The sequence below is a fragment of the Paraburkholderia lebeckiae genome (genome assembly GCF_050436225.1).
In the GTDB taxonomy this organism is placed as follows: Bacteria; Pseudomonadota; Gammaproteobacteria; order Burkholderiales; family Burkholderiaceae; genus Paraburkholderia; species Paraburkholderia tuberum.
This window is the reverse complement of the sequence record NZ_JBNDLU010000002.1, coordinates 1,016,128-1,036,802: the sequence shown is the minus strand read 5'-3', so window position 1 is coordinate 1,036,802 and position 20,675 is coordinate 1,016,128. Positions and strand designations below refer to the sequence as shown.

The following is a 20,675-nucleotide window of genomic DNA, read 5'->3' as shown; positions in this document are numbered from 1 at the left end:
GCATCAAGGATCGCCACGAAAGGCGAATGGGGAATATGTCTTTTCGGATTGAGAGTCACTAACACAACCTAGGCATTGCTCGCAGAACTTTGAGAGAGATCGTGGTCTTAACTTTAATAATTCTCGTCATCCTCGTCACGGTGCTGCTTTGGCGGTACTCTGTTGCCTCCAAGGCGTTGTCGGCAAGCAGGAAGGAGTCCATTGACCTAAGCGCGCGCTTCGACGTGTTGCGAACGGTCAAAGAGGAAAACGACGCTACTAATGCACATGCGATAGCTGCCTTGAGGGAGCAACTGGCAGCAACAGCCGCCGACAGGGACTCCCTTTGCCAGTTTGTCAGCATACGCGACACCTCGGTCGAGGCCGATCGTATCAGAGCCGAAGCGATACAAATCCTGAACTTCGCCGAGAGCAAATCAACCGCATCGCTCGCGGCCACAGAGGAAGAGGTCGCGCGACTGATGGCAGAGGCGACCGCTGCGGCCAAGCAGAAGCGTGGCGAGGCTGAGCAGATGATTTCGCGCACCAGCTTGCAGGCGGCAAAGGTTATCGAGGATGCCAGCAAAAGAGCGGAGGAAATTGGCGGCGATGCCCTGCGCGCGCTACAGGACGCCGACAGCCTGACGGCGACTGTTGCCGCAATGAAAAACGTTATCGATGGCTATGGGGACTCCTACATGATTCCCAGCCACAGTTTGCTGGACGACCTCGCGGAGACCTACTCGCATACGGAAGCAGGAAAACAGCTCAAGGTCGCACGCGACTATTCGAAATTGATGGCAACGCAGAACCGCGCGGCTGAGTGCAACTACGTCGAAAAAATCCGCCGTGACACTGCTATCAGGTTTGTTGTCGACGCTTTCAACGGTAAGGTGGACTCCATCCTTTCTCGTGCCAAGGTAGACAACTTCGGCACGTTGCAACAGGAAATCAAGGATGCCGCCGCACTGGTGAACCACAATGGGGCGGCGTTCCGGAACGCGCGGATTCTGAAGGAGTACATTGGCGCGCGCATCGAGGAACTGGTCTGGGCGGTGCGCACACACGAACTTCGTGAGCGTGAAAAGGAAGAGCAACGACAGATTCGCGAGCAGATGCGTGAGGAGGAGAAAGCTCGTCGGGAGTACGAGCGCGCGATGCGTGAGGCAGCGAAGGAGGAGGACCTGATTCGACGCGCGATGGAGAAGGCGCAAGGTCAGATTGCGCGCGCAACGGAAGAGCAGAAGGCGCAGTTCGAGGCTCAGTTCGCAGAGCTTGAAGAAAAGCTCCGCCAGGCGGAGGAAAAGAACCAGCGTGCGCTTTCGATGGCACAGCAGACGAAGGCTGGGCACGTCTACATCATTTCAAACGTCGGCTCGTTTGGTGATCACGTTTACAAGGTTGGCCTGACACGCCGTCTTGAACCAATGGACCGCGTCCGGGAGCTTGGTGACGCGAGCGTGCCATTCTCGTTCGATGTCCACGCCATGATCTGGTCCGAGAATGCTCCTGACCTCGAACGGACGTTGCATCGCAAGTTCTTCGAGGCGCAGGTCAACAAGGTGAATCCGCGCAAGGAATTTTTCCGCGTCGGGCTTGCGGATTTGCGTGCGACCGTGGAAGACATGGGACTGAATGTGTCGTGGACGATGACCGCCGCTGCTATAGAGTACCGCGAAAGTCTTTCGATTGCGCGCCAGATTGAGGCGGACCCGGAGCAGCGAGACAAGTGGTTCAGTCAACAAAATGCTTACGAGGCAGGCTTGGAGGACGACAAGGAGAGTGAGCTCGAATCCGCATCCCCGTAAGCGAACCGCTTCACAACTTCGGGCTAGGGTTTATTGCGGCTAAAGCGCCGACTCGAATCGAAATAGTGCGTTTGATACCGATTCAGTTGATGTTTCCGATCACGTTTCCAATTTTCATGAAAATCACTTTTCAGATGTCCAAAGCGAAATTGGCTACAGCACTTGCTCTTGCGATAGCCGCATTGGCGGTGACACCGGTTTATGCTCGCAACTCGACGGCAGACGACTGGACCCAGCCAGACGAGGCCGACCTGACGCGCCACGGCCACTACATCAACCACGATGGCCATAATGGGCACGCTCCCTCAAGAACGAAAGATGACGCTGTTCCACCGGGCGCTACGGCCCATTGCAGCGACGGAAGCTACAGCTTCAGCCAGCATCACTCGGGGACCTGCTCGCGGCATGGTGGCGTCGCGGAGTGGGAGTAGCACGCGCATCTCGCGGGCGCTTCCAACAATCTGATCGTCTCGCTATCGTCGTGACTCGGCACGTTCAGGTATGACTTGTTAGCGGATGCGAGCATCTATGCACCGCGTCGGCTTTCTAGCCCCGTCCACCGCGCTCGGCCTCCAGGTAGCAGCGCCGGACGACCCTCGGAACAATCAGCGCCAAGATGATATGCGAGGCGCGTTAATCCGGCAGTGAACTGGAAATGGGCATCGCTTGGCTTGCTAAACTATTGTCGCCCCAAAAAATAAGGAGATGCCAACGTGGAGAATGCTGTGCGCCTTGAGGCCCACTATTACCTGAAGAATAATTCGCATGCCATGGACGCGTTCATCCGAAACCGCTGCGAAGCGGAATTTTTGGCCGCAGTCTCCTATATCGCGCACCGTCTAGGCGTCGAGCTTCAGTTTGAGGCAAGCATCCCTGCCGAAGGTGGTTTTCGCGACATTTGGACGGTATTGATTCACAAGGACAACCGAGCCGTCTCAATCCCTGCATTTACCGCCTTTTTGGTCGCGCTCTTGCCTTTGATAGTGCAGATATGGCTTGCTCCCGCCAAGCCGAATGAGGAACTGGAGAGGCAACAGTTGGAGATGAACCGCTTGGCCATTGAGCACTCGAAAATAGAAAATCTGCGCTTGGAGCTAGAAGTACAGAAGCTACAACGTGAAATTAACAGTGAACCGCCATCAACGCCTCGTCCCGCGTTACCCGCACCGCCCGCAGGCCAAAATTCCGCGTCGTCAGTTTCCGCGCCTTCATCGATCCATCATCTCGCGCAGTCAACTGGGTACGGTTTGCCAGGGAGCAATGGGGCTAAAGGCCTAAATCTGCAAATGGACGTCAAGGTCAACAGGAAGCGTTCTAATTTTTATAAACAACTGATGCCTCTTTTGAATTCTCAATGGGTGGTTTGGCGGGTCAAGGGCGGGCGTAAGCCCGGCGCAGCGAACCCTTGATGCGCACTGATTCGATAAGCTGAGTCATGGCTGGTTGCGGCAGAATGGTGCAACCAGCCATGCAAGACGAAACGAATAATGACGAACCAATTGTTTGAAGCCGCCTTGGGAATCAGGGCCCCGTGGTACGTACAAAGCGTCGACTTTGATACCGGCAAACGCCAGCTCACGATTGCCGTGGACTTCGTCGCGGGTAGCCGGTTTGCCTATGCTGACGTAGCCGGCGAGCACCCCGTGCACGACACGCAAATCAAGCGTCTGCGCCATTTGAATTTCTTTCAGCACGAGTGCTTTCTGGAAGTACGTGTGCCGCGTGTGCGTTTGCCGGACGGCTCGGTACGGTTGGTGGAACCTGATTGGGTCGGCCAACTCAGCGGCTTCACGTTGCTGTTCGAGGCGCTTGTGCTGATGCTCGCTCAGCAGATGCCGTTTGCTGCCGTGGCGCGCATCGTCAACCTGTCGTGGCACCGGGTGCATGCCATCTGCTCGCGCTATGTGGAACTGGCGCTCGCGTCGGCGGACCTGTCGGAGGTGACGATGGTGGCGATTGACGAAACCTCGTACCGGCGCGGTCATGAGTATCTGACACTGGTGGCCGACATGCAGGCGCGGCGCGTCGTGTTCGTGACGACCGGCAAGGATGCCGGCACAATTGAACGCTTCGCGGCTTATCTTGGCCAGCATGGTGGCAAGCCCGAGCAAGTCGATTCGGTCAGCATCGACATGTCGCCGGCTTTCATCAAGGGAGTCAACGAACATCTGCCCGATGCGCGGCTGACCTTCGACAAGTTTCACGTCGTCGCTCACGCGTCCAAGGCGCTCGATACCGTGCGTCGACAACAACAGAAAGTCGACCCGGAACTCAAAGGCATGCGCTGGACGCTGCTGAAAGACGCGAACAAACTCAACCTGGCGCAATTGACCGACCTCGAGGCGCTCGTCAGTCAGTACACCACGAAGCGCACCGCCCGCGCATGGCTATATCGCGAGCAACTGCGCGAGATTCTCGAGCGCAAGCAAATCAATGTCGTCTCCGACATGCTGCAGCAGTGGTGCACCAACGTTATGCGTTCGAAGGTCGAACCGATGAAGGATGTGGTGCGATTGATTCGCCGACACTTCGACGGAATCGTCGCCTGGACCCAGACCCGCCAGACCAACGGATTCATCGAAGCCATCAATGGACTGTTTCAGGCCGCCAAGCGCAAGGCACGCGGATACGCTCGCTTCGAAACTATGCGAACGGTCCTGTTTCTCATCGCAGGCAAACTCGACTTCTCCAGCATCAACCCGCATGCCTCGTGAGCCGCATAACCCACTCCACTTTCAAAAGAGCCCAACTGATTACCTATCAACAGGTCACAGCAGTTGGTGTTCGTTGGACTACCGATGACGAGCCAGCAATGAAAGAGCAGATTATCCAAAGGTCGGAGTTCTCCAGTTTCGTGTGGCATTCCGATAAGCTTTCGCCCAATGTCACAGAGGCTGTAATCGAAATTGTGTCCCCTGTTATTGTCCAAGGAGACATCCAATGGAAGGGCCGCTGGAACGATCAGAATATCTCTTTCGCGATGGATGACAGGGCGTTCAAAGAACAGGTGTTCCGAAAGGAGGAGCGTTTCCAGCATGGAGACTGCTTCCGATGCATTTTGGAGACAGACCGCCAGCTGGACGAGGCCGGCAAAGCTAAGGTTACCGGTTATCGAGTCACCACCGTGCTTGATAAAGTCGATGGGACCGGCAAGACCCACGAGACACCGCAAGGGCGGGAGAGACGGTTCCAGATGAAGCACGCAGGCGGTCAGCCTGATCTGTTCGGTGGTGATGTGTTCGTCTGAACCGTCCATCCGCGTGTGGGGCGCTCATGCATGCCTTACGGAGACGTTGATGCAATGGCGTGGCAAGCGATATCGCTCTACTTCACTTTTCACCGGTTACACATAGGTTACACGGGCGCCAGAAACACAAAAGGGTTACACGCCGATGCGGTGTAACCCTTTGATTTCATTGGTTGCGGGGGTAGGATTTGAACCTACGACCTTCGGGTTATGAGCCCGACGAGCTGCCAGACTGCTCCACCCCGCGTCAGAAAAAAAGAGTATATCGGATCGCTGACACAACGTCAAATGTTGGCGCGAAATACATATCGAGTGCGGTCGACCAAGCGGCACATTCGCGCGGCGCGATGCGTCGCACGCGCTACGAAACATCGCAACGGCAAGTTGCACACTCCCCGCTCGCGCACGCGGATAAGATACGGGACTACCGCGAATCGGAGCAACTGGCCGGGACTTCATTCATCGAGCCTCGCCCGCGCGAACGCAACAACGCAAGAAGCTAACTTCATCGTTGAGCGGAACTTGATATGACGTATCCACCCGATGCAATTCTTGCTGCGCTGCCCGACGGCGCGTGAGCCGATCATGTGCTGACATCGCGAATCAACTCGCGCGACTGACGCCGATAGCCATGCAAGCGCCGCAGCGCGCCGCGCGGCCCTTGCTGCGCGACCACCGCCACCGCCTGAAACGCGACCGGCGCAAACACCAGCCCGAGCAAGGTCGCCGTCACGACGCCGCCGAACACGCCCGTACCGATCGACCGGCGGCTTTCCGCACCGCCGCCGCTCGCCAGCACCAGCGGCACGACGCCCAGCAGGAACGCCGACGACGTCATCACGATCGGGCGAAATCGCGCGCCCGCCGCGCGTATCACCGCGCGCGTCAGCGGCACGCCGCGTAGGCTCAGGTCGCGCGCGAATTGCACGATCAAGATCGCGTTTTTCGCGGACAAGCCGATCACTGTGATCATCCCAACCTTGAAGTAGACGTCGTTCGGCATGCCGCGCATCAGCATCGCCGCAATGGCGCCGACTACGCCAAGCGGTACGACCATCAACACCGCGAGCGGAATCGTCCAGCTTTCGTATAGCGCGGCCAGCGCCATGAACACCGCCAGCAGCGACAGTCCGAGCAGCAACGGCGTCAGCCGCGCCGCCGCGCGTTCTTCGCGCGCCGCATCGACCCAGTCGAACGCGATGCCCGCAGGCAAGCTCGCCGCGAGCCGCTCCATCGCCTCCATCGCCGCCCCCGAACTGACACCGCTCGCCGCACGGCCGTTCAGATCGAGCGACGGATAGCCGTTGTAGCGCGTCAATGCGACTGGCCCGATGGTCCAGCGGCGCGTCGCAACCGACGACAGCGGCACCATCGCGCCCGACTGGTTCGGCACCGACAACGCCAGCAGATCGGTTTCCGTCATCCGCGTCGACGCATCGCCCGCCACCAGTACGCGACGCATCCGGCCACCCGCCGGAAAATCGTCGACGTAGTGCGAGCCAAAGGTGCTGCCGAACACGTCCGCAATCCGGTCGAACGATACGCCGAGCGCGTACGCCTTCGCGCGGTCCACGTCGAGTTCGATACGCGGCGCGTCGGGCAGATCCTCGAAATGAATCGACGCCAGCGACGGATCGGCCTTCGCGCGCTCGGCAAGCTGGTCGCGGGCGGCCTTCAACGCGTCGCGGCCCAAGCCGCCGCGATCTTCGAGTCGGAACGTGAAGCCGTCCGAATGCCCGACGCCCGGCACCGACGGCGGCAATTGCGCCTGCACGTTGCCGTCGAGAATCCGGCTGAACGACCGGTTCAACGTGTCGCGCAGCGTCATCGCATCAACGCCGCGCTGGCCCCAGTCTTTCAGCGTGACGAATGACATCGCTACGTTCTGTCCGCTGCCCTCGAAACTCCAGCCGATCACGCTTGTCACGTTCGCCACCGCCGTTTGCATGCGCAAAATCGACTCGGTCTTTTCGACGACGGCGAGCGTGCGCGCCTGCGTCGCGCCGGCCGGCAACTGGATCATCACCTGCAGCTGGCCCTGGTCTTCGACGGGCAGGAAGCCGCCCGGCATCCGCCAGTACAACGCGCCGCACAGCAGCAGCAAGACGGCATACACCGCGAGCAGCGGCCCGACCCGGCGCATCGCGGCGGCCGTCATGGCCCGGTAGACGCGCGACGCGCGATCAAAGCCCTGTTCGAAATGCGTCGAGAGGCGGGCGGCAACGCCACGCAAACCGCGTCGCGCGTCACGCTGACGGACCGATTGCGCAGGCGCGCCCAGCAGGTTCGCGCACAACGCGGGCGTCAACGAAAGCGCCATGAAAGACGACACCAGCATCGACGCAATCATCGCGACCGCGAATTGCCGGTAAATCCCACCGACGCCGCCAGGAAAGAACGCCATCGGCACGAACACGGCGGTCAGCACCGCCGTCACGCCGACGATCGCACCGCCGATCTGTTTCATCGCTTTCAATGTCGCGTCGCGCGGCGCCATGCCCTCCTCGTCCATCACGCGATGCACGCTCTCGACCACCACGATCGCGTCGTCGACCAGAATGCCGATCGCCAGCACGAGGCCGAACATCGTGAACACGTTGATCGACAAGCCGAATGCGTACATCGTGACAAACGCACCCATCAGCGTGACCGGAATCACCACTGTCGGCACCAGCGCGTAGCGCAGATCGCGCAGGAACAGCCACATCACGAGAAACACCAGCACGATCGCCTCGGCCAGCGTGATCAGCACTTCGCGAATTGCAACGTTGACGAAGCGCGCGCTATCGAACGGCACCTGAACCGCGACGCCCGGCGGCAAACGGTTCGCCAGTTCCGCGAGCCGCGCCCGAATCGCGTCGGATGTTTCGAGCGCGTTGCCGCGCGGCCCGAGTTGAATCCCGACCGTCGCCGACGGCTTGCCGTTCAGGCGCGACCAGAACGTATAGTTGTCGCGGCCGATCTCGACCCGCGCGACATCGGCAAGCCGCACTGCCGAGCCGTCGGGGTGCGCTTTCAGCACGATCTGGCCGAATTCCTCCGGCGACAGCAACTGCCCTTTGACGTTCACCGACGCGGTCAGCTGCTGGCCGTCCACCAGCGGCGCGTCGCCGAGTGTGCCTGCCGCGACGCTCACGTTTTGCGCGGCAATCGCGGCGTTGACGTCGGACGCGGCGAGGCCGAATTCGCGCAGCTTCATCGGATCGAGCCAGATGCGCAACGCTTCGTCGGCGTCCCACAGTTGCGCGGAACCGACGCCCGGCGCGCGCTTCAGTTCGCGCATGATGTCGCGGCTGAGGATGTCGCTCAGTTGCGCGGAATCGCGCGTGCCATCGGTGGATGTCAGCGCGACCAGCATCAGGAACGTGTTGGCGGCCTTGAAAACGCTGATACCCTGCTGCACCACCTGTTGCGGCAAACGCGGCTCGACCTGCTTGAGCCGGTTCTGCACGTCCATCATCGCGATATCGGGGTTGGTGCCGGGCGCGAAGGTCGCCGCGATTTCAAGGTTGCCGAGGCCGTCGCTGCCGGTTTCGTAGTAAAGCATCCCGTCGGCACCGTCGAGACTTTCTTCGATGATGCTGCCAACGTTCGCATCCACGGCTTCCGTCGATGCACCCGGATAGACGGCGTCGATCACGATACGCGGCGGCGCGAGTCGGGGATATTGCGCGACCGGCAGTTGCGTCAACGCAAGCGCGCCCGCGATGACTACCGCAAGCGCCAGAATCCACGCAAAGACCGGTCGGTCGATAAAAAAGGCGGCCAAGGCATGCTCACGCGTGTGGGTTCGGTGCGAGCGCGACCGGCGAAGCGAACACCGGCGCATCGGCGAAACGGGCCATATGGAATGCATCGACCAGCTTGCCGTCGCGCATTGCGAACGCTGGCGAGCGTCCTTCCTCGACGAAACCGAAGCGCTGGTACAGAGCGATCGCGCGGTGGTTGTCGACGAACACGGTCAACTCCAGCCGACGCAGGCCGAGCAGCGTATCCGCGCACTCGACGGCCGCCGCGAGCAGCGCCGTGCCGACGCCGCGCCCGACGTAATCGTCATGCACGGACAGACCGATTCCCGCGCAATGCGCCATCCGGTGCATGCGCGGCAACACGTCGATCATCCCGACCACGCGACCGCCCGCCTCCGCGCACAGCCCGAGCGTGTTCGCGGGCATTTTTTCGAGCCAGCTCCCGACCGTCGCGTTCGAGCGATACGGCGTCTGCAACGTGCCATGCCGCGCGCCGGGGCAGTTCATCAACGAAGTGATCGCGTCGAGGTCGGACACTTCGCGGGCGCGGATAATCACATGCGCCGTGTCGGGTTTCAACGAGACGTTCATACGGTCGCCTCGATTTCCGCTTGCAGATGACCCATCGGCGCGCGTAAGCGGCCCATGAACACCGAGTCGATCAGCATGCCGTCGCGCAGCACGGCGCCGCGAAAGGTCGCTTCGTGCGAAAAACCGAACTTGCGATACAGCGCAATCGCGCGATGGTTGTCGGCGAACACGTTCAGCTCGAGACGGCGCAGCCCGTACCAGTTGTCGGCGGCATCGATCAGTTCGGCCATCAGCCGCGTGCCGATGCCCTTGCCCTGCCAGTCGTCGTGCACGCTGATACCCAGCCAGCCGCTATGCGCGCGACGCAGCGCGCCCGGATGCAGATCGGCCGAGCCGACCAGCGTATCGCCCACCAGCGCTGCAATCGCCATCGACGGCGCCGCGAGCTTCGCGAGCCAGCCTTGAGTCTGCTGCAAGGTCGGATACGGACGCATCGGGTTCTGGCGCATCACACCGGGGCATAAACGCAGCGCGTGGAGTTGCGCGGCGTCGTCCGGATCCAGCGGCCTGATGCTGATCTCGACCGGTTCGGCCCCGAACCGTGTCGTGCTCTCAAATATTGTCGTTGGTTCTGTCATTGTTATGGCGTTCAGTCTGTCATCGGAAACTCACTCACAGCGTCAGTTCGAACGAGCGTGCCAGCAAGCCGGGTAGTTTCCAGCCGCCGGTCTGCCGCTCGCCCTCCGTTCCATCGTTCAGCAGCAGTTCCGGCTGGGCGTCGAGACGTTCGAGTTCGCTCGACAGCAAACGGTACAGGCTGTCGTCGAAACGCATCGCGTCGACCGGCGCGACGATCTGGCCGCGTTCGACCCAGAACGTCGCGAAACGCGTCATGCCGGTCAACCGGCAATTCATCCGGTCAGAAAAATTCACGTACCAGAGATTGCCGACATACAGTCCGGTATCGAGTTCGGCAAGGATATCGGCGGCGTCGAGATCGCCGCCGGCCATCGCCAGCGAGTCGGGCGTTTCGCTGGCGAGCGCGCCGTTCGGCGTCAATCCGTATTCGCGCGCGCTACGGGCGTTGGTCAGTTGCCCGGCGTTGCGGCCGTCGTGAATCAACGGCACGCTGTCGCGCTGATAACCGTCTTCGTTGAAGCGCGGCGTGATATTCAGGCTCAGGTCTTCGGTCATCGACACGCGCGGATCGAGCGCGACTTCGCCGCTGTGCAGCCGGTAAAACGGGCTGCGCGCGGTGGCATTCGCGCGCGCGGAAAACCCGCCCCACGACGCCGTGCCGAGCAGTTCCAGCATCGCCGACGGCGCCAAATACGTGCGATACCGCCCCGGCGACAACACGCGCGGCGTGCGTCCAAGCACCGGCAAACGTGCGGCGCCCTGTTCGACCTTCGCGGCGAACACGCTGTCGTCCCAGTGGTCGCCGGTGTACGTGCTTTTGATCGCACGACCGCTCGGGTCGTACAACGACCAGCTAAAGCTGAAGTTGCTGACTTCGTACCAGCCGCGACTGCCGCGCGACGACGAGAAGCCGCGCACCATCGAGCCACCTGCATAGAAGCCGACGAAATCGAGTCCGCGCGCGCTTTCGGTGGCGATCCGCAACAGCGCGTCGGGCGCGGGCAGCTTGCCGCTGCGGCGCGTCGATTGGGTCCATTGGGTGGCGTCGTACAACAGATGCGGGTCGTCGGGCGCATCGCGCAAGCCGTCGCGCAACGTATTCAGCGCATCGGCGATATCGCGCAGATCCGTCGCTGGATCGCCGCATACCGTGAAGCTCGAATACGCCTGGCTGGCGCCGTCGATCAGGCGGACGGTCAGTTTGCCTTGCGACACCCGGCCGATCTGCCGAACCTTGCCACCGTTGAAGCGGATAAAGTCGGATTGCTCCGCCGACAGCCGCGTCAACGCCACTTCGTCGCCGCTGAGCAACGTGTCGATCGCATCGGCGAGCAGCGCGAAATGCGCGTGCCAATCCGGCGACTGCGCGTTCGAGGCGAAATCGAAGCCGCTCGATGCATTGACTGCATGGGTTGTAGTCATCGCGCGCCTCCGAATACATCGACATGCGTGAACACGCACGGCGGCGACGCATGGCCGACGCGCACCATCTGCGTCGGTTCGCCTTTGCCGCACATCGACGTGCCGAACACTTCGCGCGTGCCGGCATTGCCGACCGCGCTCAGGCTGCGCCAGAAATTCGCGGATATGCCGCGATAATTCGGTTGCTTGACGATTTGCGTGAGCTTGCCGTTTTCGATCAACTGGCCGAGCTCGCAGCCGAATTGAAACTTGTTGCGGTGATCGTCGATCGACCACGACGTATTGGTTCGCATCAGGATGCCGCGTTCGATGCCGGAAATCATTTCGCCCAGCGTGCTGGTTCCCGGTTCGATATTCAGGTTCGCCATCCGGTCGATCGGCGCACGATTCCAGCTCGACGCACGCGAATTCGCGACGCCCGCCATCTTTGCGCGCTGTTGCGACAGCGCGCCACCGAGCGGACGTTCGAGTACGCCATCGCGAATCAGATACTGTTTGCGCGCTTCAGTGCCGTCGTCGTCGAATGCGTACGACGCGGCTTCTTCGCGCAACGACGGATCGAATGTCACGTTGAGCAGTTCCGAGCCGTAACGGTAAGTGCCGAACATCTCCGGCTTCACGAAACTCCATCCGGCGAAGTTGCGTTCGTCGCCGAGAATCCGGTCGAGTTCGAGCGGATGCCCGATCGATTCGTGAATCTGCAACATCATCTGATCGGGCATCAGCAGAAGGTCGCGCGGACCAGACGGACAGTTCGGCGCGGCCAGCAAGGTCAGCGCGTCGGTGGCGAGCCGCACGCCTGCGCCGTCGAACGCGTAGCGGTCCAGCACTTCGACGCCGCCTTGCGCGAGCGTGCCGTAATTGCCGCCGAGCGTGCGCACCTGCGTGTCGCCGTTCGCGTGCGCCGCGACGCTCATTTCCGGCATGACGAGGCAAAAGCGCTGCTCGATTCGCGCGCCGTCGCTGGTCAGATAGACCTGTTCGGTGCGCGTGATCTGCACGGATGCCGTGCGCTCGACGATCCGGTCGTCGATTTTCGCGGCGGCGCATTCGTGCGCGAGACGCGCGAGCCATTCGCCGCGCGTCGGCAGCGGCTGGTCGGCATTGGGCGAGACATACGCGCCGCTGAGCGCTTCGCGCGACACCGCGCGATGGTCGATCAGCGATGCGCCGGCGCTCGCCAGCGCACGTTGCGTCGCGATATCGAGCGCAGCCTGCAAGCCCGCGATGGACAGATCCGTGCTCGCCGCATAGCCTGCGCCCGCGCCGGCCCACGCGGTCAGCATGGCGCCGCGTTCGCGCTGCGTGCGCAGCGGCTGCGCGACGTCGTTGCGCACTTCGTGGTCGTCGATCTGTTCATCGCAAATCCGTAAGGACCAGAACGCCGCGGTGCTCTTCAACGCACGGGTGGCCTGCGTCCAGCGCGATTCACTCATTGCAGCACCTCGGGTTCGTCGTGCTCCGGCGCGATCATCGACGCGGCGAGCAACGACTGCGTATAAGGATGTGACGGCGCATGCAGTACGTCGAGCGTGTCTCCCGCCTCGACCACGCGGCCGTTCTTCATCACGATCACGCGATGCGCCATCGCACGCATCACCGCCAGATCATGGGTGATCAATAGATAACTTAACCGGTACTTCTTCTGCAAGCCCGCCAACAACTTAAGCACCTGTTGCTGGATCGACACATCGAGCGCGCTGGTCGGCTCGTCGAGAATCAGCACTTCCGGTTCGACCGCCAACGCACGCGCGATCGCTATGCGCTGCCGCTGCCCGCCGGAAAACTCGTGCGGATACCGCAGCATCGATTCTTGCGGCATGCCCACTTCTTCGAGCATCGTCCCCACCCGCGCGCGACGCGTGCGCGCGTCGATTTCCGGCCGGTGCACCTCGATCCATTCCCCGACGATCTGCTCGACCGTCATGCGCGGCGATAGCGACCCGAACGGGTCCTGAAACACCACCTGCATCCGCGAGTACAACGCGCGGCGCGAGTTCGCTCCACGCAAAGCGGACAACGGCGCGCCGTCGATATGGATATAACCGGCGGCGGGCCGTTGCAGACCGAGCAGCGTCGCCGCCAGCGTCGATTTTCCGGAGCCCGATTCGCCGACCACGCCGAGCGTCTCACCGCGACGCAGCGTCAGATCGACGTCGTGCACTGCGCGAAACGTCGAACCGCTGAACAGCGAGCGCCAGCCTTTCGCGGCCGTCCGGTAATCGACCGCGAGGCCTTGCACCTCGAGCAACCGACGCGCGTGCGGTTCGATCGGCTCGATCTCGCGATGCGGTTCGCTGTCGAGCAATCGCTGCGTGTAAGGATGCTGCGGCGCTGCGAACAGCGCCTGGGTCGTATTGGTTTCGACCAGCACACCCTTTTCCATTACCGCCACGCGTTGGGCGAAACGGCGCACGAGATTCAGGTCGTGCGTGATCAGCAGCACCGCCATGCCGCGATCGGCGGCTTCCTGTTCCTGCAACTCGATCAGCAGATCGACGATCTGCTGACGCACGGTGACGTCGAGCGCGGTAGTGGGTTCGTCGGCGAGCAGCAGGCGCGGACGGCACGCGAGCGCCATCGCGATCATCGCGCGCTGGCGTTGTCCGCCGGACAGTTGATGCGGGTAGCTGTCGATCCGCCGTTCCGGCTCGGGAATGCCGGTACGGCGCAGCAGTTCGATGCCCCGTGCGTGCGCCGCGTTCGGCCGCAAGCCTTCGTGCAAACGCAGGCTTTCGGCGATCTGCTGACCGATCGTGAACAGCGGATTGAGCGCGGTCATCGGCTCCTGAAACACCATCGCGACGTCGGCGCCGCGAATCCCGCGCATCTGCTGTTCGGTTTTCCGCAATAGATCGACGCCGTCGAGACGTATCTCGCCGCTGGTCTGTGCATGTTCGACGAGGCGCAGGATCGACAGCGCCGTGACGCTCTTGCCCGAACCGGATTCGCCGACCAGCGCAACGCGCTCGCCACGCCCGATCGTCAGGTTCAGTTCGCGAACCGCGACCTTGTTGCCGAAACGGATCGAGAACGTATCGATTTCCAGCAAAGGCTTGTGCAACGTTGCATCGCTCATCACTTTCCCCCGCCGAACGCCGACCCGCGCGAACGCGTGTCGAGCGCATTGCGCAACGCGTCGCCCATGAACGTCAGCAGCAACAACGTGATCACCAGCGCGGCAAACGCAGATACCGAAATCCACCATGCGTCGAGGTTGTTCTTGCCTTCCTGAAGCAGTTCGCCCAGGCTCGGCGTGGGCGGTGCGACACCCAGCCCCAGAAAGTCCAGACTCGTCAGCGACAGAATCGCGGCGCTCATCCGGAACGGCAGGAAGGTGATCACCGGCGTCATGCTGTTCGGCAGCAGATGACGCCAGATGATCTGCCAGTTGCTCAAACCCATCGTGCGCGCGGCGCGAACGTAATCGAGCGAACGGTTGCGCAGGAATTCGGCGCGCACATAGTCGGACAGCACCAGCCAGCCGAACATCGACAGCAGGATAAACAGCAGCCACAAACTCGGCTCGAAGATCGAGGCGAAGATGATCAGCAGATACAGGTCCGGCATCGAACCCCATACTTCGATCAGGCGCTGCCCGATCAGGTCGGTGCGGCCGCCGTAAAAGCCTTGCAACGCACCAGCCAGCACGCCCAGCACGATACCCGATACCGTCAGCGCAAGCGCCATCAACACCGACAGCCTGAAGCCGTACAGCAATCGCGACAGCACGTCGCGGCCGTATTGATCGGTGCCGAGCCAGTTGGTCGCGGACGGCGACGCCGGAAACGGCCGCGTCGCGAAGTAATCGATCGTGTCGTAGTGGTAGTGATTCGGCGGGTAGATCGCGAAGTTGCCTTTCTCCGTCAACTGCTTGCGGATAAACGGATCGAGATAGTTCGCGCGGGTCGGAAAATCGCCGCCGAACATCGTTTCCGGATAATCCTTCACGATCGGAAAATAGTAATGGCCGTCGTAGCGGACCATCAACGGCCGGTCATTCGCGAGCACTTCGCCGAGCAAGCTCAGCACGAACAGCGTTGCGAACACGATCAGACTCCAGTAACCGAGCTTCTGCCGGCGGAAACGCTGCCATACGCGTCGCCCAGGCGACACGGATACCGGCAACGCGCCGGGCGGCAGTTCATCGGTCCAGGCTGTTGAATTGGATACGGGGGTCGACGAGGACATAGCAGACGTCAGCAATGAGTTTGGTCACGAGACCAATCAGCGTGAACAGGAACAGCGAACCCAGCACGACCGGATAGTCGCGGCGGATCACCGAGTCATAAGACAGTTGGCCCATGCCGTCGAGCGAAAACAGTGTTTCGATCAGCAGGTTACCGTTCAGGAAGGCGCCGATAAACGCAGCGGGCAGCCCGGTCAGCAGCGGAATCGCGGCGTTGCGCAATACGTGCTTCCACAGCACGTCACGCTTGGGCGCGCCTTTCGCCCGCGCGGTCAGCACATATTGACGACCAATCTCTTCGAGAAACGTATTCTTGGTCAGGATCGTGACGATCGCGAAGTTGCCAACCACCGACGCCGTCACCGGCAACACGATGTGCCATAGATAATCGAGCACCTTGCCGAACGCATTGAGTTCGTCGAAGTTATCGGACGTGAGGCCGCGCATCGGGAAGACCTGCCAGAACGTGCCGCCGCCAAACAGCATCAGCAGCAGCACGCCGAACACGAAGCCCGGAATCGCGTAGCCGGTCAGCACCATCACGCTGGTGGCGGTGTCGAAGCGCGAGCCGTTGCGCACCGCTTTCGCGATCCCGAGCGGCACCGACACGATGTAGGTCAGCACGACCGTCCATAACCCAAGCGTGATCGACACCGGCAGTTTCGAGCGGATCACCGCCCACACGCTCTGATGGTGATAGTAGGACTGGCCGAGATCGAAACGCGCGTAGTCCCTCAGCATCTTCAGATAGCGCGTCAGCGGCGGTTTATCGAAGCCGAACTGCTTCTTGATCTGCTCGATCTGCTGCGGATCGACGCCCTGGCTGCCGTGATACGCGTTGCCTCCGCCTCCGCCTTCGCCGTCGCGCTGCTGGCCGTGACGCAACTGCGTCATCATCTGTTCGACCGGGCCGCCCGGCACGAACTGCGTCACGAAGAACGTCAGCGTTACGACGCCGATCAGCGTCGGGATCATCAGCAGCAGACGTTTGATGATGTAGATAAACATAAGCCCCTCACTTCGCCTCGGCGGTGTTGGCCGCAGCGGACGGCGTCTTGCGATACCAGTAGCTGACGATCCAGTCCTCGCCCTGGAAACTGACCGGCGTCACCGACGGGTAGCCGAGCGCGCTTTTGTACGCTATGCGCGTATCCGGCGCGAAATATTCGGGCACCAGGTAATAGCCGTTGATCAGCACGCGGTCGAGCGCATGGGTCGCGGTTTCGAGTTCGTTCAGCGTGCTCGCGCGCATCACCGCGCGCACCAGCGCATCGACCGCCGGCGACCTCACGCCCGGATAGTTCTCCGAGCCGACCTGCGATGCCGATGCGCTGCTGAAACGACGCTCCAGTTCTGAACCGGGAATCGTCACGCGCAGATAGATGAACGTCGTCATATCGAACTCGAAGTTGTCGATCCGCTTCTGATACAACGCACTATCTATCTCGCGCATATGCGCATCGATGCCGAGCAGTTGCAGGTTGCGCATATACGGCAACAGTACGCGATCGTTGCCAGGCTGATCGTCGATGATTTCGATCGACATCGGGTTGCCGTGCGCGTCGCGCAACTGGCCGTCGCGCACCGTCCAACCCGCTTCGGCGAGCAGGCCGCGCGCTTCGAGCAGGTTGTCGCGCAACGTGTGCGGCGCAATCGTGTCGGCCTGCCTGACCATTGGACCGAACACGGCCGCCGGCAAACTCGCGCGATACGGGTCGAGCAGCGTGAGTTCGGCAGCGGTGGGCACGCCTTGCGCGGCGAACGGGCTATCGTCGAAGTAGCTGTTGGTGCGCCGGTACTGGCCATAGAAGGTCATCCGGTTCAGCCAGTCGTAGTCGAACGCGAGTGCAAGGGCATGCCGCACCCGCACATCCGAAAACATCGGCCTGCGCGTGTTGAACATCAGCCCCTGCATCTGCGCGCCGTGATCCGGAAAGAGTTTGCGCTGCAACGCGCCGTTCTCGAAGTTCTTGCCGATATAACGGCGCGCCCATTGCATCGAACTGTATTCGACCATCACGTCGGTATCGAGCGCTTTCAGCGATTCGAGCTGCGTGTAATGATCGTGATAGAGCTTGAACGCGACGCGCGCGAAATGGTCCATGCCGCGCCGCGACGGCAAATTTGCAGCCCAGTAAGCCGGATTGCGACGGTAGACGATATGCGTGTCGTTCTTGCGCTGCTCGATCAGATACGGGCCGCTCGACACCGGCGGCACGTTGGTCAACTGATCGAACGCGATGCGCGTGCCGTTGGCTTGCATTGCCCACTTGCGCGAGAAAACCGGCAGGTCGCCTGCGATCAACGGCGCGTCGCGTTCGACGTGCCTGAAGTCGAAGCGCACCCGCGACGGGTCGAGCACCGTGGCGCGGCTGATCACCGCGAACTGCGAGTTGAACAGCGGCGATGCCTGCGGGCTGGTCAGCGTATCGAACGAATACTTGACGTCCTCGGCGGTGATCGGATCGCCGTTCGAAAAGCGCGCTCGCGGGTCGATATGAAACACCGCTGATTTGCCATCCGGCGCCACCTCGACGTCGTCGGCGATCAATGCGTATTCCGACGCGAGTTCGTCCCAGCTGCGCTGCATCAGCGTATCGAACATCAGATGCAGGATGTCCGGCGCCGACGCACCACGCGTCAGGAACGGATTCAGCGAATCGTAGCTTTGCGCTTCGTCGTAGTTCTGGAAAACCAGTGTGCCGTCGGTCGGCGCATTCGGGTCCGCGTAATCGAAATGCGTGAACCCGGACGGATACTTCGGCGCGTCGTACTGCGCGATCGACGCCCTCGCGAACGCGGGCGCGGTCGTCAACGGCACGACCAGCAGCCCCGCGACGAGCGTCATCGCAACCCGCGCCGTAACGACGCTCGCGCGCGGGCCTCGAAACCTGTCGGTTGTCATCATGCGTGTCTGGACGCGCATCGGCTCGTAGCCGACGCGCGATGCTTCGAAACCGCGCGGGCAGCGGCGGGTAGCCACCGCTCGCGCGGTTCCGGGTTGAAGGCCGGATGGGTAAATTGCGAAGGCCGGAAGTTCGCGTCGAAGCTGAGCTTATTCGTCGTCGTTACTCGTCGTGGTTACTCGTCGTCGGACGGTGTGGTCTTGAACGAGAACTGAACTTCGCCGACATACGGCTCGGCATTCTTCTCGCACTTGTACGCCTTGCCTGCGGCAATCACGGCTTCGTTGAACACCGACGTCGGCGGCGTGACGCGAATGATCTTCACGTCGCTGACCTTGCCGTCCGTACCGATCGTCAGATGCGCGATCACGTCCGCCGAAATACCGTCCGTCAATGCCTTGCGCGGAATCACCGGCTGCACCGACTGGCAATGACCGCGGCCGTCCACCACGCCATGCAGCGCGGGTGGCGCCGGCGGCGCGGCCGGTGCAGGAGCGGGTGCCGGCGCAGGCGTCGGCGACGCGACTGCCGGAGCGTTCGGAGCCGGATTCGCCGTGGGCTGGATCACCGGCTGCGGCGTCGGTCGCGGCGGCGGCGGCGTCGGGGTCGGCTTCGGTATTTCGTGCTTCGGCTGCGCTTTTGGCGGCGCCGGCGGCGGCTCCAGCTTCTTCACCTCGGGCGGCGGCGGTGGCGGAGGCGGCGGCGCAATCTGCACGCGCATCTCCTTCGGCGGCGGAGGCGGCGGCGGCTGGAACTTCATGTGCGACACGCCCAGAATCACCAGCGCCTCGACCAGCACCGCAACGCCGATCGCCAGCTTCATGGGCATGCGACCGTGATGCGCCGGCGTCGTCGATGCCCAGAGTGCGCCGTCCAGGCGGTTTTGCGGATCTTTCATGTCGATGGCCGGTGAACTCATGTCGTCGGGTTCGTGGCCAATGCAACCGAACTGATGCCCGCCGCGCGCACCAGGTCCATCACCTTGACGATATTCTTGTAGCTCGTGCCTTCGTCGCCGGCAATCGCGACATCCACTTTCTTCGAGTCGTGAACCAGACCTTGCAGACGCGCGGTCAGTTCTTCCGGCGTCACGGGCTTCGAATCCAGATAGATTTCATCCGTCTTCGTCACGCCGATCGATAGCTTGACGGTCTGCTGCAACTGCTCGGCGGTGCTCGATTGCGGCAGGTCGAGCTTGATGCCTGTGCCCTGGATCATCTTCAGCGTCGCGAGCATGAAGAACACCAGCAGGAACATCATGATGTCGATCATCGGGATGATCTCGATGCGCGCTTTCTCTTCACCGCCGAGGTAATGGCTGCGATGGTTTCGCATGGTCCGTCTCCTTGAGTGAGGGCGTCAGACTGCGAAGCGCGATACGAGCAACGACTTGATGAGATCGAACTGGTTGACCGTCATCCGGATACGCTTGTTGAAGTAGTTCAGGAAGATCACGCAGATGATCGCGATGGTCAGCCCGCACGCGGTGGCCGTCAGTGCGTGACCGATGCCGCCCGTCACACCGTTCGGGTTCGCGGTGCCGCTGGTGCCGAGCACGTTGAACGATTCGACCATGCCGATGATCGTGCCAAGCAGACCCAGCAACGGGCCGAGCGTCACGGCCGTGTCGAGAATCCACAGGTTACGGTCGAGACGCGGCAACTGGAACATGATCGTTTCCTCGATCTCGCGTTCGACCACGGCTTCGCTCTTGCCCTTCACTTTCATCGCCGACTTCACGAGTTCGCCTTGCACGGTCTGCTTGTAGTGCTCGGCCACTTTGGCGGCATCGTCGGGATTGGCTGCATCGACGAGTTTCAGGTCATGTTCGAGGGTCCTGCCGGCACGCACGGCACGCGAGAAGAACATGAATCGTTCGATGATGATCGCGATGCCGAGCAGGAAGATGAACGCGAGGAGAGGGATCAGACCCATCGACTGGATCGAGTAGTTAATGAGGGTATTCAGCACTGCGGACTCCGGTTAGTACGGGCTCAAGCGGCCGTTGAATAACGGTGGGTATCGAGATGCCGGCTGCCTTATGGGTCGCCAGCTAAAAAGGCCTGCCAGCAATGCAAAGCCCGTACCAGGTCGAGTGTCTGATTGCGCCGTAAAGACGTCGCCAACCCCTTACATGGAACGCTTTGCCTTTTATTTCATGGCCTTACGTAGCGCAACAAAAACTCGCATCCCGAAGGCTTGCGT

At 61.6% G+C, this 20,675-nt stretch carries 17 protein-coding genes and 1 tRNA gene; 5 read left to right on the top strand and 13 right to left on the bottom strand.

The features are described from left to right. Positions 1-89: 89 nt before the first annotated feature. The 5 genes from OKW45_RS19490 to OKW45_RS19470 all read left to right on the top strand — a co-directional run bounded on the left by OKW45_RS19490 (position 90) and on the right by OKW45_RS19470 (position 5,034). Positions 90-1,787, top strand: coding sequence for a GIY-YIG nuclease family protein (locus OKW45_RS19490; RefSeq protein WP_429470559.1), 1,698 nt, complete (start codon positions 90-92; stop codon positions 1,785-1,787). Positions 1,788-1,876: 89 nt separating this feature from the next. After that, positions 1,877-2,218 carry a DUF3761 domain-containing protein gene (locus OKW45_RS19485; protein WP_429470557.1) on the top strand — a complete coding sequence of 114 codons (342 nt, stop codon included), beginning with the start codon at positions 1,877-1,879 and terminating at the stop codon, positions 2,216-2,218. Between the two features lie 282 nt (positions 2,219-2,500). Next, positions 2,501-3,196 carry a hypothetical protein gene (locus tag OKW45_RS19480; RefSeq protein ID WP_429470555.1) on the top strand — a complete coding sequence of 232 codons (696 nt, stop codon included), beginning with the start codon at positions 2,501-2,503 and terminating at the stop codon, positions 3,194-3,196. Positions 3,197-3,274: 78 nt separating this feature from the next. Continuing rightward, positions 3,275-4,501 (top strand): ISL3 family transposase, encoded by a 1,227-nt coding sequence (locus tag OKW45_RS19475; RefSeq protein ID WP_429470553.1) that lies wholly within the window; start codon positions 3,275-3,277, stop codon positions 4,499-4,501. 98 nt (positions 4,502-4,599) lie between these two features. After that, positions 4,600-5,034: a hypothetical protein gene (locus OKW45_RS19470; RefSeq protein WP_429470551.1), complete on the top strand. Its 435-nt coding sequence runs from the start codon at positions 4,600-4,602 to the stop codon at positions 5,032-5,034. A 170-nt stretch (positions 5,035-5,204) separates the two neighbouring features. Here OKW45_RS19470 and OKW45_RS19465 read toward each other — a convergent pair. The 13 genes from OKW45_RS19465 to OKW45_RS19405 all read right to left on the bottom strand — a co-directional run bounded on the left by OKW45_RS19465 (position 5,205) and on the right by OKW45_RS19405 (position 20,441). Beyond that, a tRNA-Met gene (locus OKW45_RS19465) sits at positions 5,205-5,281 on the bottom strand. 336 nt (positions 5,282-5,617) lie between these two features. Next, positions 5,618-8,803 (bottom strand): multidrug efflux RND transporter permease subunit, encoded by a 3,186-nt coding sequence (locus OKW45_RS19460; protein WP_429470549.1) that lies wholly within the window; start codon positions 8,801-8,803, stop codon positions 5,618-5,620. 7 nt (positions 8,804-8,810) lie between these two features. Continuing rightward, positions 8,811-9,374 carry a GNAT family N-acetyltransferase gene (locus OKW45_RS19455; RefSeq protein WP_429470548.1) on the bottom strand — a complete coding sequence of 188 codons (564 nt, stop codon included), beginning with the start codon at positions 9,372-9,374 and terminating at the stop codon, positions 8,811-8,813. Next, on the bottom strand, positions 9,371-9,952 hold the full coding sequence (locus tag OKW45_RS19450) for a GNAT family N-acetyltransferase (protein WP_429470546.1): 582 nt from the start codon (positions 9,950-9,952) through the stop codon (positions 9,371-9,373). Before OKW45_RS19450 ends, OKW45_RS19455 begins: the two co-directional genes overlap by 4 nt. A 34-nt stretch (positions 9,953-9,986) precedes the next feature. Beyond that, positions 9,987-11,375, bottom strand: a complete 1,389-nt coding sequence (locus OKW45_RS19445) for a TldD/PmbA family protein (protein WP_429470545.1) — start codon at positions 11,373-11,375, stop codon at positions 9,987-9,989. Then, positions 11,372-12,811, bottom strand: a complete 1,440-nt coding sequence (locus OKW45_RS19440) for a TldD/PmbA family protein (RefSeq protein WP_429470543.1) — start codon at positions 12,809-12,811, stop codon at positions 11,372-11,374. The genes OKW45_RS19445 and OKW45_RS19440 overlap by 4 nt, the downstream gene beginning before the upstream one ends. Next, complete coding sequence (locus OKW45_RS19435; protein WP_429470541.1) at positions 12,808-14,454, bottom strand: ABC transporter ATP-binding protein; 1,647 nt, start codon at positions 14,452-14,454, stop codon at positions 12,808-12,810. Before OKW45_RS19435 ends, OKW45_RS19440 begins: the two co-directional genes overlap by 4 nt. After that, positions 14,454-15,566, bottom strand: coding sequence for an ABC transporter permease (locus OKW45_RS19430; RefSeq protein ID WP_429470539.1), 1,113 nt, complete (start codon positions 15,564-15,566; stop codon positions 14,454-14,456). Before OKW45_RS19430 ends, OKW45_RS19435 begins: the two co-directional genes overlap by 1 nt. Next, positions 15,520-16,572 (bottom strand): microcin C ABC transporter permease YejB, encoded by a 1,053-nt coding sequence (locus tag OKW45_RS19425; RefSeq protein ID WP_429470537.1) that lies wholly within the window; start codon positions 16,570-16,572, stop codon positions 15,520-15,522. Before OKW45_RS19425 ends, OKW45_RS19430 begins: the two co-directional genes overlap by 47 nt. A gap of 7 nt (positions 16,573-16,579) precedes the next feature. Further along, the gene (locus OKW45_RS19420) at positions 16,580-18,469 is read right to left on the bottom strand and encodes an extracellular solute-binding protein (RefSeq protein ID WP_429473318.1); all 1,890 of its coding nucleotides are present in this window, start codon (positions 18,467-18,469) and stop codon (positions 16,580-16,582) included. 176 nt (positions 18,470-18,645) lie between these two features. Then, positions 18,646-19,389, bottom strand: coding sequence for an energy transducer TonB (locus OKW45_RS19415; protein ID WP_429470536.1), 744 nt, complete (start codon positions 19,387-19,389; stop codon positions 18,646-18,648). Continuing rightward, complete coding sequence (locus tag OKW45_RS19410; protein ID WP_018417497.1) at positions 19,386-19,805, bottom strand: ExbD/TolR family protein; 420 nt, start codon at positions 19,803-19,805, stop codon at positions 19,386-19,388. The genes OKW45_RS19415 and OKW45_RS19410 overlap by 4 nt, the downstream gene beginning before the upstream one ends. Before the next feature lie 24 nt (positions 19,806-19,829). Continuing rightward, positions 19,830-20,441, bottom strand: coding sequence for a MotA/TolQ/ExbB proton channel family protein (locus OKW45_RS19405; protein ID WP_018417496.1), 612 nt, complete (start codon positions 20,439-20,441; stop codon positions 19,830-19,832). Between the last annotated feature and the right edge of the window lie 234 nt (positions 20,442-20,675).

What these genes read in the sequence shown, in the direction of transcription:
- OKW45_RS19475 (WP_429470553.1), top strand. Translation starts at nt 3,275, where the DNA reads ATGACGAACCAATTGTTTGAAGCCGCCTTGGGAATCAGGGCCCCGTGG.
- OKW45_RS19425 (WP_429470537.1), bottom strand. Translation starts at nt 16,572, where the DNA reads ATGTTTATCTACATCATCAAACGTCTGCTGCTGATGATCCCGACGCTG.
- OKW45_RS19415 (WP_429470536.1), bottom strand. Translation starts at nt 19,389, where the DNA reads ATGAGTTCACCGGCCATCGACATGAAAGATCCGCAAAACCGCCTGGAC.
- OKW45_RS19435 (WP_429470541.1), bottom strand. Translation starts at nt 14,454, where the DNA reads ATGAGCGATGCAACGTTGCACAAGCCTTTGCTGGAAATCGATACGTTC.
- OKW45_RS19410 (WP_018417497.1), bottom strand. Translation starts at nt 19,805, where the DNA reads ATGCGAAACCATCGCAGCCATTACCTCGGCGGTGAAGAGAAAGCGCGC.
- OKW45_RS19420 (WP_429473318.1), bottom strand. Translation starts at nt 18,469, where the DNA reads ATGACAACCGACAGGTTTCGAGGCCCGCGCGCGAGCGTCGTTACGGCG.
- OKW45_RS19430 (WP_429470539.1), bottom strand. Translation starts at nt 15,566, where the DNA reads ATGTCCTCGTCGACCCCCGTATCCAATTCAACAGCCTGGACCGATGAA.
- OKW45_RS19450 (WP_429470546.1), bottom strand. Translation starts at nt 9,952, where the DNA reads ATGACAGAACCAACGACAATATTTGAGAGCACGACACGGTTCGGGGCC.
- OKW45_RS19485 (WP_429470557.1), top strand. Translation starts at nt 1,877, where the DNA reads ATGTTTCCGATCACGTTTCCAATTTTCATGAAAATCACTTTTCAGATG.
- OKW45_RS19445 (WP_429470545.1), bottom strand. Translation starts at nt 11,375, where the DNA reads ATGACTACAACCCATGCAGTCAATGCATCGAGCGGCTTCGATTTCGCC.
- OKW45_RS19470 (WP_429470551.1), top strand. Translation starts at nt 4,600, where the DNA reads ATGAAAGAGCAGATTATCCAAAGGTCGGAGTTCTCCAGTTTCGTGTGG.
- OKW45_RS19440 (WP_429470543.1), bottom strand. Translation starts at nt 12,811, where the DNA reads ATGAGTGAATCGCGCTGGACGCAGGCCACCCGTGCGTTGAAGAGCACC.
- OKW45_RS19455 (WP_429470548.1), bottom strand. Translation starts at nt 9,374, where the DNA reads ATGAACGTCTCGTTGAAACCCGACACGGCGCATGTGATTATCCGCGCC.